The sequence below is a fragment of the Streptomyces sp. NPDC002463 genome (assembly GCF_042889835.1).
Classification (GTDB): Bacteria; Actinomycetota; Actinomycetes; order Streptomycetales; family Streptomycetaceae; genus Streptomyces; species Streptomyces nymphaeiformis.
This window is the reverse complement of sequence record NZ_JBIARL010000008.1, coordinates 174,720-187,131: the sequence shown is the minus strand read 5'-3', so window position 1 is coordinate 187,131 and position 12,412 is coordinate 174,720. Positions and strand designations below refer to the sequence as shown.

The window sequence follows — 12,412 nt, the reverse complement described above, 5'->3', positions numbered from 1 at the left end:
GGCTCCCGTGTCCCTGCCCCTCTGGTCCCGCCGCACCTTCCTGAGCACGGCCGGCGCCACCGCCGCGACCCTCGCGCTCCCGCTCCCCGCCGCCCGTGCGGCCGACTCGGCCGACTCGGCGGACTCGGCCGACGAGTTCGAGGCGCTGCGGCTCCGCTGGCTCGACCTCCAGCTCGGCTCCGGCTTCGACGCCGGGGCCGAGCCCTACGCCGGCCGGCTCGCCGAGACGGGCACGCTCGCGCGTGCCTTCCGCGCGGCCATGGCCCCCGCCACGGCCTCCCTCTGGCCCGACGCCCCCTTCGACCCGCCGGCCGGCATCTCCCAGAGCTACAGCCGCCTGTGGACCATGACCCAGGCGTACGTCCAGCCCGGCACCGGCCTCACCGGCGACGAGAGCCTGCTCGCCGACGTGCTGCGCGGCCTCGACCACCTCTCCGCCACCGTCTACCGGGCGGGCGCCCCCCGCTACGGCAACTGGTGGGAATGGCAGATCGGGGCGCCCCGGCTCCTCATGGACGTCGTCGCCGCGCTCCACCCCCGCCTCGGCGCCGAACGCATCGCCGCCGCCTGCGCCGCCGTCGACCACTTCGTGCCCGACTCGGTCCTCCTGAACTACTCCGGCACCTCCACCGGCGCCAACCGTGTCGACCTCTGCCGCTCCGTCGCCCTGCGCGGGGTCCTCGGCGCGAACCCCGCCAAGATCGCCCTCGCCCGTGACGCCCTCTCGCCCGTCTTCCCGTACGTCACCCAGGGGGACGGCCTCTACGCCGACGGCTCCTTCGTCCAGCACACCTGGGTCGCCTACTCCGGCACCTACGGGCAGGTCATGCTCGACGGCCTCGGCCGGCTCTTCTCCCTGCTCGCCGGGTCCAGCTGGGCCGTCACCGACCCGAACCGGCAGATCGTCCTCGACAGCGTCGAGAAGGCCTACGCCCCCTTCATCCACGACGGCCTGATGATGGACAGCGTCAACGGGCGCGCGACCAGCCGCGGCTACCTCAAGAACGACGACCGGCGGATCATGCGGTCCGACCACTTCCACGGCCAGGGCGTCATCGCGGCCATCGCCCTCCTCGCGGGCGGGGCGTCGCCGGCCGAGCGGGACCGGTGGCACGCGCGCGTGAAGGGGTGGATCGAGCGCGACACCGTCTCCCCGATCCTCGCCGCCCGCCAGTTCGGCGTCGCGGACCTCGCCCGGCTGCACGCCGTGGCAGCGGCCCCCGTCCCCGCCGCCCCCGAACCCACCGGCCACCGGCTGTTCCCCGCCATGGACCGGGCCGTGCACCGCCGCCCCGGCTGGGCCGCCTCCCTCTCGATGGCCTCGAACCGGATCACGTACTACGAGTGCGGCAACGGCGAGAACCCGCGCGGCTGGCACACCGGCGCCGGGATGCTCTCCTGGTGGACCCCGGACCTCGGCGACCAGTACACCGACTGGTTCTGGCCCACCGTCGACCCGTACCGCCTGCCCGGCACCACCGTCTCCACCAAGCGCCTCGCCGACCGGGCCGGCGGCGAGTGGGGCGCGCCCCGGCCGGCCGTCCGCTGGGTCGGCGGGACCACCGACGGCGAGTACGCGGCCGTCGGCCAGCACCTCAAGGGGCTCGGCTCCACCCTGGAGGCCCGCAAGTCCTGGTTCTGCGCGGCGGACGCGGTCGTCTGCCTGGGCGCCGGGATCACCGCGACCGACGGCGTGCCCGTCGAGACGGTCGTCGACAACCGCCTCCTGGGGGAGTCCGGCACCCAGGCCCTCACCACCGGCGACGGCTGGGCGCACCTGGAGGGGCACGGCGGCTGGGTCTTCCCGCAGGGGGCCGGGAACCTCCGCACCCTGCGCGAGGACCGCACCGGCGCCTGGAGCGACATCAACACCACCAGCTCCACCGAGCGCCGGACCCGCCGCTACCAGACCCTCTGGCTCGACCACGGCACCGACCCGGTCGCCGCCTCCTACGCGTACGTCCTGATGCCGGGCGCCTCTCCGCGTACGGTCGCGGCCCGCGCCGCCGACCCCGGTTGGCTGAACGTTCTCGACAACACCGCCGAGCGGCAGGCGATCGCCGTCCCGTCCCTCGGACTGACCGCGGCGAACCTCTGGCAGGCCGGTACGGTGGGTCCGCTCACGGTCACCGCGCCCGCGGGCGTCCTCGTCCGGCGGAACCGCTCCGTCCTCTCTCTGAGGGTCTCCGAGCCGCTCCGCACCGGGCAGCCCCTCGAGCTGGTGTGGAACCGTCCGGTCCGCCGGGTGGTCCGCCGCGATCCCTCGGTGGAGGTCCTCGCCACCGGCTCCGAGCTGCGGCTGCGGATCACTCCGGGTACCGGGGGAGCGACCCACGGTTGTGAGGTTCTCGTCTAGGTCTATGTCGGAACCCCACAAACACGGGGGGTGTCTGGCTGTTGACTCGGGCTGGTCGGGTTTGGGTTCTGTCCAGCCCCACCAGGATTCGACACGCGAGACTGTACGGAGTCGACGGCGGGGTTTTCTTGCGTGACTTCGTAGGGTCGGAACATGACCGTTGTGGACCAGATCCCGAGCGAGCCCGCTGACGCCCGTGGCCGAGTGGCCGAGCTGCACGTCCTGCGCGAGCAGGCGCTCCGTGGCCCGAGTGACCGCGCTACCGAGGCCCAGCACGCGAAGGGCAAGCTGACGGCGCGTGAGCGCATCGAGCTGCTGCTCGACCCTGGTTCCTTCAGCGAGGTCGAGCAGCTGCGCCGGCACCGCGCGCAGGGCTTCGGCCTGGAGGCCAGGAAGCCGTACACCGACGGTGTCATCACCGGCTGGGGCACGGTCGAGGGCCGCACGGTCTTCGTCTACGCGCACGACTTCCGGATCTTCGGCGGCGCCCTGGGCGAGGCCCACGCCACGAAGATCCACAAGATCATGGACATGGCCATCGCGGCCGGTGCGCCGCTGGTCTCCCTGAACGACGGCGCCGGCGCCCGTATCCAGGAGGGCGTCTCGGCGCTCGCCGGCTACGGCGGCATCTTCCAGCGCAACACGAAGGCCTCGGGTGTCATCCCGCAGATCTCGGTGATGCTCGGCCCGTGCGCCGGCGGCGCCGCCTACAGCCCGGCGCTCACGGACTTCGTGTTCATGGTCCGTGAGACCTCGCAGATGTTCATCACCGGCCCGGACGTCGTCAAGGCGGTCACCGGCGAGGAGATCACCCAGAACGGCCTCGGCGGCGCCGACGTCCACGCCGAGACCTCCGGCGTCGCGCACTTCGCGTACGACGACGAGGAGACCTGCATCGCCGAGGTCCGCTACCTCCTGTCGATGCTCCCGCAGAACAACCGCGAGAACCCGCCGACCGTCGCCTCCGAGGACCCGGCCGACCGCCGCTCCGACGTCCTCCTCGACCTCGTGCCCGCCGACGGCAACCGCCCGTACGACATGCACAAGGTCATCGAGGAGCTCGTCGACGACGGCGACTACCTGGAGATCCACGAGCGCTGGGCCCGCAACATCATCTGCGCCCTGGCCCGGCTCGACGGCCAGGTCGTCGGCATCGTCGCCAACCAGCCCCAGTCGCTCGCCGGCGTCCTCGACATCGAGGCCTCCGAGAAGTCCGCGCGCTTCGTCCAGATGTGCGACGCCTTCAACATCCCGATCATCACCCTTCTGGACGTACCCGGCTTCCTGCCTGGTGTAGACCAGGAGCACGGTGGAATCATCAGGCACGGCGCGAAGCTGCTGTACGCGTACTGCAACGCGACCGTGCCCCGGATCTCCCTGATCCTGCGCAAGGCCTACGGCGGCGCCTACATCGTGATGGACTCCCAGTCCATCGGCGCCGACCTGACGTACGCCTGGCCCACCAACGAAATCGCGGTCATGGGCGCCGAAGGCGCCGCCAACGTCATCTTCCGCAAGCAGATCGCGGAGGCCGAGGACCCCGAGGCCATGCGGGCCCGCATGGTCAAGGAGTACAAGGCCGAGCTGATGCACCCGTACTACGCGGCGGAGCGCGGCCTGGTCGACGACGTCATCGACCCCGCCGATACCCGCCAGGTGCTCATCAGGTCCCTCGCGATGCTCCGCACCAAGCACGCCGACCTGCCGTCCCGCAAGCACGGCAACCCGCCTCAGTAAGAGGAGTCATCCACGTGACCACGCCTGCCAACCTTCTCCGCGTCGAGAAGGGCACCGCCGACCCCGAGGAGCTCGCCGCCATCACGGCCGTGCTGCTCGCCCGCGCCGCCTCCCAGCCCGCCGAGACCGCCGCGCACCGCCGCACCCAGGCCGGCTGGCGCCGTCTGGAGCGCGAGCACGGCTTCCGCGCCCCGCACAGCTGGCGCTGACCCGCAGCACCGAAGGGCCCCCGCTTCCCGCACAGGGAAACCGGGGGCCCTTCGCCGTCCCCTGCACGTAGCATCGCCCGATGCGGAAGATCGACACGCTGATGCCGGACCGGGGGCAGCCCGACACCGCCGCCCTGCGCGCCCACGACCCCGACGCCCTCGCCCGCTACGTCCTGGACCCCGGCAACGCCTGGTGGCGCCGCCGGATCTGCGCGGACGCGCTCGCCGGCCGGGTCCCGGAGGCCAGGGTCCGCGGCCTCCTCGACCGGATCCGGGACGAGGACGAGACGGCCGAGGTGCGCATCGCGCTCCTCGACCTCCTCGCCGGCCGGACGGAACTCCTGCCCTGGCTGCGCGACGAGGAGCGGCACGGGGACGGTTCGTACGGGGTCGCCGAGGCGGTCCTCAAGGCCCGCGGCCTGCTCGGCGACCGCACGGCCGCCCCCGGCCTGTCCACGCTCGCGGCCTCGCCCTGGCAGCGGTGGCGGGAGATCGGGGAGGCCGGTCTCGACGGTCTGGTGGAGCACCACGGCGCCGACGCGATCCTGGCCGACCTCGGCGAGGACCGGCCCGAGGACCGCCGCTTCGCGCTCCGGACCCGGCACCGCGTGGGTCTCGACGTGCTCCCGTACCTGGCCGACCCCGACCGCGGCGTCGCGGACCTCGCCCAGTCGCTCGCCGCGGACCCGGACCGCCTGCGCGCCTTCCTGGACGAGGCGCCCACCCCCGAGGCCGCCGTGCGGGCCGTCTGCGCCCTCCACGGACTCACCGACGACCGCGCGGAGACCCGCCGGCTCGACGAGCGGCTCGGAGCTCCCCGGGTCGGGGTCGACGGCCTGGACGAGGAACTGCGCCGGGCGATCGTCCACGAGTACGCCCCCCGGTGCGAGCGGAAGAGCGACCCCCGCTGGCGCCTGGAAGCCCTGTGCACCGAGCCGCCGGGCCACCAGGACGTGGACGCCCGGCTCGCCCGTGCGACGGCCGCGCTGGCCGCCGCCGGTCTCGACCCGGCCCCGCCGGTCTCCGCCGGGGACCACCACCAGCAGGGCGACGGCAGCTACCACGTGATCCCGTGCGGAGACGAGCACGTCCGCATCAGCGTCCTCGGCCGCTTCGCCTCCGGTCACGACGACGGGCACCCCGCTCGGCGGGCCCTGGAGGAGGCCGGCTTCCGCTGGATCGACCGGGCCACCGGCGGCATCGAGGTCACCGGCCTGTGCGTCTACCACTTCGGCGGACGCGAGCCCCTCGACGTCGACACCCTGCTCTTCTACTGGCAGGACTGAGAGGGCGGGACACGGAAAGGCCCCGCGCACCGGATCCGGTGCGCGGGGCCTTTCCGTACCTCGTCCCGTCGGGACTACCGCAGGCGGGCCATGAGGGCGTGCTCGACGAGCGTGATGAGCGCGCTCTTGGCGTCCGCGCGGTGGCGGGCGTCGGTGGTGATGATGGGGGTGTCGGGGCCGATCTGGAGGGCCTCGCGCACCTCCTCCGGCTGGTAGGGCTGGGCTCCGTCGAAGCCGTTGAGGGCGATGACGAACGGGAGGCCCGAGTTCTCGAAGTAGTCGACCGCGGGGAAGCAGTCCGCCAGGCGGCGGGTGTCCACGAGCACGACGGCGCCGATGGCGCCGCGGACGAGGTCGTCCCACATGAACCAGAAGCGGTCCTGTCCGGGCGTACCGAAGAGGTACAGGATCAGGTCCTGGTCGAGGGTGATGCGGCCGAAGTCCATGGCGACGGTCGTCGTCTTCTTGTCGCCGGTGTGCGTGAGGTCGTCGATGCCCGCGGACGCGGAGGTCATGACGGCTTCGGTACGCAGCGGGTTGATCTCCGAGACGGCGCCGACGAACGTGGTCTTGCCCACGCCGAAGCCGCCCGCCACCACGATCTTCGCGCTGGTGGTTGAACGGGCCGCGCCGCCGCTAGAGCTTGCGAAGTCCACTGAGCACCCTTTCGAGCAGTGTCACGTCTGGCTGACCGCCGGCGGCCTCGTCGCCGCCCGGCTGGTGGATGGCGACGAGTCCGGCCTCGGCCAGGTCGGCGACGAGGATTCGGGCGACGCCGAGGGGAATGGAGAGAAGTGCCGAGATCTCCGCGACCGACTTGATCTCGAAGCAGAGCCGGCAGATCCGCTGGTGCTCGGGCAACTGCCCCTGCAGCCGGGCCGGATCGGCCGTCGTACTGACCAGCGCCTCGATGGCGAGCTGGTAACGCGGCCGGGTCCGGCCACCGGTCATCGCGTACGGACGCACCAGCGGGTTGTGCCCGCCGGAACCGCCCGAGGCGGACGGCCCGCGCGAGGCGGACGGCGAACCCGCGGCCGACGGGACCTGAGGCTGCGCGTAGGGCTGAGACACGCCCTGTCTGCTCGGGGTGGAGGGAAAGTTGAACCGGTTCTGCGCGGCGTCGCCCAGCGGCGCCTGGTGCGCGCCATAACCGTTGTAGGGGCTCGCGCCCGGGGGTGTACCCACGTCTCCTCCTCCGACTGCCTCGCGGTCCATGTCCCTTGAACCGCGCCACCGCACCTTACGGTGCGGTGGCACGAAACGCACTGTCCGTCTGTTAGTTGAGCAGACTTCCCTGAAGTTCCGCCCGGAGGTCGGGCGTCAGGACGGAGCCCGCGCGGTCCACGAGCAGGGCCATCTCGTAGCCCACGAGACCGATGTCGGCCTCCGGGTGCGCGAGGACGGCCAGCGAGGAGCCGTCCGAGACCGACATGATGAAGAGGAAGCCGCGCTCCATCTCCACCACGGTCTGGTTCACCGCACCGCCCTCGAAGATCCGGGACGCGCCCGCGGTCAGCGAGGTCAGTCCGGAGGCGACGGCCGCCAGCTGGTCGGCGCGGTCGCGGGGGAATCCTTCGGACATCGCCAGCAGGAGTCCGTCGGCGGAGACCACCACCGTGTGCGACACCCCGGGGGTGTTGTCCACGAAGTTGGTGATCAACCAGTTCAGATTCTGCGCCGCCTGGCTCATGCTCACACTAACGCTCCTGGTTGTAGGTGCTGCCCGGGCCGAAGCCCGATCCGTTCGTGTCCGTTCCCGCGTTGCGTCCCTGCTGGACGCCCCGGCGCAGGTTGCTCAACCTGCCCCGTACGTCCTCGGGTGCGCGGGAGACCTGGGGGCCGCCCTGCGGGGTCTGCTCTGCCGTGCCCTCGACCAGGTTGGCCTTCGGGACCCGTCGGGGAAGACCGGACGAGGTGACCCCGCCCGCCTTGGGGTCCTTGAGCTTTCCGGCCCGCTGCCAGCGCTCGTCGTTGGTCGAGCGCCATTCGTCGGAGCCGTCGGCTTCGGCCTGCTGCTGCACCGGCTGCGCGGGCTTCGGCTGCTGCGGCGCCTGCTGCGGCACCTGCTGCGCCTGCGATCCGACGCTGCCGCGGCGCGGCAGACCGGCGTCGGTCAGCGCGTGGCTGGCGTCCGGGGAAGGACTCGGAGTCGGACCCGGACGGTCGAAGCCTACGCGGTCGGGGGCCTGTTCGGGAGCGCTCGGAGCAGATTCCGGTTCCGCTCCGAAATCCTGACCGTAGCCGCCCTGGTAAGCGTTCTGATCCGGCCACTCTGCCTGGTGGGGCTGGGGATCGAACGCATTGCCGTACTGCTGGTGTTCGGTTTCCGGAGTTCCGTACGAGGCTTCCGCATAGCCCTGCTGCGGGTATGCCTCGTAGCCCTGCTCCGGGTAGGCGTAACCATCCTGCCGAGCGAAACCGTCCTGCGGCTGCGGGTAGCCGTCCTGCTGGGCGTAGCCGTCCGCGTACTCCTGGCCGTACTCCTGCCCCTGGTACTGCTCCGCCGGGTACTGCTCGGCGGGGTACTCCTGGGCCTGCTGCTGCCCGTACTGCTCCGCCGGCTCCGCCTCGTCGCGGAAGAGCGGACGGTCGCCGCCCTGCGCCTGGGCCTCCAGGGCCGCACGGCGCTCCTCGCGCTGCAGCGAGCGGTTGACCGGGTCGAGCTGACGCTCCTCCTCGGCCGGCTGCTCGTAGCGCGAGTCGTCGAAGCCGAGGTCGGCCGCGGTGAGCATCGGCTGCTGCTGCGGGGCGGCCTCGAAGGCGCTCTGCTGCTGCTCCGGGATGATCTGCGAGACGGTGAAGTCGTCGTGGAGCGGCTGCTCGCCGCCACCGCCGTGCGTGATCGCGTCCGGCAGCATGACCAGCGAGGTCGTCCCGGCCTGCTCGCCCGAGGGGCGGAGCTGGACCCGGATGCCGTGCCGGTCGGCGAGGCGGCCGACCACGAAGAGGCCCATGCGCTGCGAGACGGCGGCGTCCACGGTCGGCGGGTTGGCCAGCTTGTGGTTGATGTCCGCGAAGTCCTCGGCGGTGAGGCCGATGCCCTTGTCGTGGATCTCGACCATCACGCGGCCGTCGGGGAGACGCGTCGCGGTGACGCGCACCTTGGTCTGCGGGGAGGAGAACGTGGTGGCGTTCTCCAGGAGCTCGGCGAGCAGGTGCACGAGGTCGGTCACGGCCTGGCCGTGGATCTCGGCCTCCGGCACGCCGGCCAGCTCGATGCGCTCGTACTGCTCCACCTCGGAGGAGGCGGCGCGCATGACGTCGACCAGCGGGACCGGCTGGTCCCAGCGGCGGCCCGGCTCCTCGCCGGCGAGGACGAGGAGGTTCTCGCCGTTGCGGCGCATACGGGTCGCGAGGTGGTCCAGGCGGAAGAGGTTCTCCAGCTGGTCCGGGTCGGCCTCGTTGTTCTCCAGGTCGGTGATGAGGGTCAGCTGGCCCTCGATCAGCGACTGGTTGCGGCGCGAGAGGTTCGTGAAGATCGCGTTGACGTTGCCGCGGAGCATGGCCTGCTCGGCGGCGAGCCGGACGGCCTCGCGGTGGACCTGGTCGAAGGCGCGGGCGACCTCGCCGATCTCGTCCTGCGAGTCGATCGGGATGGGCTGGACGCGGGTGTCGACCCGGCCCGGCTCCGTACGGGAGAGCTGGTCGACCAGCATCGGCAGGCGCTGCTCGGCGATGCTGAACGCGGCGGTCCGCAGCTCGCGCATCGAGCGGCTCATCTGGCGGGCCATCATCCCGGCCAGGATGAAGGCGGCGAGCAGGGCGACGACGACGATGCCGCCGTTGACCCAGGCGTCCGTCTTGGCCTCGTCGGAGATGTCGGCGGCCTCGGCCACGGCCTTGTCGACGAGGGTCTTCTCGACCTCGCTGTAGCCGTCGAACTTGGCGGTGGCGACGGCCATCCAGGTCTCGGGCGTGATGCCCTGGCCCTTCAGCTCCTTGATGCCCTCGGGGCTCTTGGCCGTGCCGATCCGGGAGGCGACGCCGGAGTAGACGGAGCCGTCCTTGCCCTTGGGCAGCTCGACGCCGGCCGCGGACATCCGCTTCTCGCCCTCGGCGGCCTTGCCGGCCATGACCTTCTTGAGGAGGTCGACGTCCTCGGGCAGACCGCCGGAGCTGAACTCGCCGAGGGCGATCTGCTCCAGGTAGTTGTACGAGTTGAACGCCACGGACTGCTGGGCGAAGACCGCCTCGTCCCGGCTGGGCCGGACGAGGAGCTGCGTGCCGATGGAGCGCTGGAGGGACTCCGCGCCCTTCGACAGCTGGATCGCGTAGACCGTGCGGCCGTAGCTGGTGATGTTGCCGGTGCCCAGACCGAGCTCGTTCGAGAACTCCATCAGGTAGTGCTGCACGCCCGTGTAGCCGAGCTGCGTGTTCACCGGGTCGAGGGAGCGGGTGTACGCGGCCTTGCGCAGCGTCTCCAGCTTCGGCTCCTCGTCCTGGAACAGCCGCAGACGGCGCTCCAGGCCCTGGCCCGACGGCATGTTCTTGACGGCCTCGTCGAACTTCGCCTTGGCGGAGTCGGTCGCGGCGTACGCCCGCGTGACCTCGTCGGCCTTGCGGTCCTCGGGGGTCTTCGCGGCGAGCAGGGGGCCGGCGGTCAGGTCGCGCTCGTTGAGGAGGGCGGTGCTGTACTCCGAGGCGGCGCGCACGATGAGCGCCGTCTTCTCGGCGTCCTGCGCCTCCTGCCAGGTGTCGATCGCCGACTTCACCTGGAAGCTGCCCATGACGAGGCCGGTGAGCACGGGTATGCAGAGGATCGCGTTCAGGCGCGTGGGCACCCGCCAGTTGCGGGGCGAGAGCTTGCTGGAGCTGCCCTTGACCGGCTCGACGGGGGGCGGCGTCACGGGCACGTCCGCGGGCGACATCGCCGTACGCGACGGCGGCGTGAAGTTGCCCCGCGTCTCCTGCTCCGCGGAGCTTTCCTTGCTTCGCCTCACTCGACCAACAACCTCTCGGCGTCGGCACCTACGTTGTGCCGGTGTTTCGTTCAGGGCCGTACTACTCGGGAGTTCATGAATTGCAGCACGTGAAGGGGGTCGGTTCCAAACAGTGGGAAGCGACCGCTTTCAGTGGTCCAGGCCTCGTATAAAACGGGCATAAAGAGCGAGCCCCGCCAAAAGGCGGGGCTCAGGTGAGCGCAGTGACACCGATCGGATGCGTCGGGTGTCCGAGGCGCCCCAATTCTCTGTCGAAATGTTATGAACCCGGGGGCGGCCGTGTCGAAGGCCACAGACCGCCCCTGGCAGAGGCATATGACAACTGCCCTGGGCCGTCCCGTTACTTGAGGCGGGCCATGAGGGCGTGCTCGACGAGCGTGATGAGCGCGCTCTTGGCGTCCGCGCGGTGGCGGGCGTCGGTGGTGATGATGGGGGTGTCGGGGCCGATCTGGAGGGCCTCGCGCACCTCCTCCGGCTGGTAGGGCTGGTTGCCGTCGAAGCCGTTGAGGGCGATGACGAACGGCAGGCCCGAGTTCTCGAAGTAGTCGACCGCGGGGAAGCAGTCCGCCAGGCGGCGGGTGTCGACCAGCACGACGGCGCCGATGGCGCCGCGGACGAGGTCGTCCCACATGAACCAGAAGCGGTCCTGACCGGGCGTACCGAAGAGGTACAGGATCAGGTCCTGGTCGAGCGTGATGCGGCCGAAGTCCATGGCGACGGTCGTCGTCGTCTTGCCGCCGGTGTGCGTGAGGTCGTCGATGCCGGCCGACGCGGAGGTCATGACGGCTTCGGTACGCAGCGGGTTGATCTCCGAGACGGCGCCGACGAACGTGGTCTTGCCCACGCCGAAGCCGCCCGCCACCACGATCTTCGCGCTGGTGGTCGATCTGGCCGCGCCGCCGCTAGAGCTTGCGAAGTCCACTGAGCACCCTTTCGAGCAGTGTCACGTCCGGCGTGCCGCCGGTCTCTCCGTTGCCCGGCTGGTGGATCGCCACCATGCCGGCCTCCGCCAGGTCGGCCACGAGGATCCGGGCGACACCGAGCGGCATCGACAGGAGGGCCGACACCTCGGCCACCGACTTGACCTCGCGGCAGAGGTGGCAGATCCGCTGGTGCTCCGGAAGGAGCGTGGCGAGGTGCGCCGGGTCGGCCGTAGTGCTGACCAGCGCCTCGATGGCGAGCTGGTAGCGCGGCCGGGTCCGGCCGCCGGTCATCGCGTACGGACGCACCAGCGGCTGGTCGCCCTCATGTCCGTACTCGTCGACTGATGCGCCGTACGGATCGTGAGAGGCGGGGGGCGGGGTCATGAATCCTCCGGGCGTGACAGCAAGACTTCTGCCGTCTGATGGGGCCGGTGGGGGGCCGGGTGGGGCGGCCGGACGATGAACAGTGCCAGGGCGGTACGGAGGGGCGTACCGCCCTGTCGGTCGGTCGGTCGTGCGAACGTGGGGTGTCCGGTGTGCGTGACCTAGTGGAGCAGGCTGCCCTGGAGCTCCGCACGGAGATCCGGGGTGAGGACGCTGCCGGCCCGGTCGACCAGCAGCGCCATCTCGTAGCCCACGAGGCCGATGTCGCACTCGGGGTGGGCGAGCACGGCCAGCGAGGAGCCGTCGGAGACCTGCATGAGGAAGAGGAAGCCGCGCTCCATCTCCACCACGGTCTGTGCCACGGGACCGCCCTCGAAGATCCGGGACGCGCCCGCGGTCAGCGAGGTCAGTCCGGATGCGACCGCCGCCAGCTGGTCGGCGCGGTCGCGGGGGAATCCTTCGGACATGGCCAGCAGGAGTCCGTCGGCGGAGACCACCACCGTGTGGGACACCCCGGGGGTGTTGTCCACGAAGTTGGTGATCAACCAGTTCAGATTCTGCGCCGCCTGGCTCATCG

Annotated in this window: 11 protein-coding genes; 4 read left to right on the top strand and 7 right to left on the bottom strand. The window is 71.3% G+C overall.

Annotated features, from left to right (window positions below):
• Positions 1-13 precede the first annotated feature (13 nt).
• The 4 genes from ACFYX3_RS18335 (at position 14) to ACFYX3_RS18320 (ending at position 5,588) form a co-directional block, all read left to right on the top strand.
• Complete coding sequence (locus ACFYX3_RS18335; RefSeq protein WP_389014580.1) at positions 14-2,356, top strand: polysaccharide lyase 8 family protein; 2,343 nt, start codon at positions 14-16, stop codon at positions 2,354-2,356.
• A 153-nt stretch (positions 2,357-2,509) separates the two neighbouring features.
• Complete coding sequence (locus tag ACFYX3_RS18330) at positions 2,510-4,093, top strand: acyl-CoA carboxylase subunit beta (protein WP_389014254.1); 1,584 nt, start codon at positions 2,510-2,512, stop codon at positions 4,091-4,093.
• A 14-nt stretch (positions 4,094-4,107) separates the two neighbouring features.
• Positions 4,108-4,302 carry an acyl-CoA carboxylase subunit epsilon gene (locus ACFYX3_RS18325; RefSeq protein WP_116158666.1) on the top strand — a complete coding sequence of 65 codons (195 nt, stop codon included), beginning with the start codon at positions 4,108-4,110 and terminating at the stop codon, positions 4,300-4,302.
• Positions 4,303-4,382: 80 nt separating this feature from the next.
• A complete protein-coding gene (locus ACFYX3_RS18320; RefSeq protein ID WP_389014250.1) occupies positions 4,383-5,588 on the top strand; it encodes a hypothetical protein in 1,206 nt (401 codons plus the stop codon).
• 74 nt (positions 5,589-5,662) lie between these two features.
• Here ACFYX3_RS18320 and ACFYX3_RS18315 read toward each other — a convergent pair whose 3' ends face one another.
• From ACFYX3_RS18315 to ACFYX3_RS18285, 7 genes are all read right to left on the bottom strand, one after another.
• Positions 5,663-6,244, bottom strand: coding sequence for an ATP/GTP-binding protein (locus ACFYX3_RS18315; protein WP_073912790.1), 582 nt, complete (start codon positions 6,242-6,244; stop codon positions 5,663-5,665).
• A complete protein-coding gene (locus ACFYX3_RS18310) occupies positions 6,225-6,773 on the bottom strand; it encodes a DUF742 domain-containing protein (protein WP_376594859.1) in 549 nt (182 codons plus the stop codon). Before ACFYX3_RS18310 ends, ACFYX3_RS18315 begins: the two co-directional genes overlap by 20 nt.
• Before the next feature lie 91 nt (positions 6,774-6,864).
• Positions 6,865-7,278, bottom strand: a complete 414-nt coding sequence (locus ACFYX3_RS18305) for a roadblock/LC7 domain-containing protein (protein ID WP_053725133.1) — start codon at positions 7,276-7,278, stop codon at positions 6,865-6,867.
• A gap of 7 nt (positions 7,279-7,285) precedes the next feature.
• The gene (locus tag ACFYX3_RS18300; RefSeq protein ID WP_389014246.1) at positions 7,286-10,528 is read right to left on the bottom strand and encodes a nitrate- and nitrite sensing domain-containing protein; all 3,243 of its coding nucleotides are present in this window, start codon (positions 10,526-10,528) and stop codon (positions 7,286-7,288) included.
• 340 nt (positions 10,529-10,868) lie between these two features.
• A complete protein-coding gene (locus ACFYX3_RS18295) occupies positions 10,869-11,450 on the bottom strand; it encodes an ATP/GTP-binding protein (protein WP_116158662.1) in 582 nt (193 codons plus the stop codon).
• Entirely contained in the window at positions 11,431-11,835 is a 405-nt protein-coding gene (locus tag ACFYX3_RS18290) for a DUF742 domain-containing protein (RefSeq protein ID WP_017235980.1), read from the bottom strand. The genes ACFYX3_RS18295 and ACFYX3_RS18290 overlap by 20 nt, the downstream gene beginning before the upstream one ends.
• Before the next feature lie 161 nt (positions 11,836-11,996).
• Complete coding sequence (locus tag ACFYX3_RS18285) at positions 11,997-12,410, bottom strand: roadblock/LC7 domain-containing protein (protein ID WP_015036421.1); 414 nt, start codon at positions 12,408-12,410, stop codon at positions 11,997-11,999.
• Positions 12,411-12,412 lie beyond the last annotated feature (2 nt).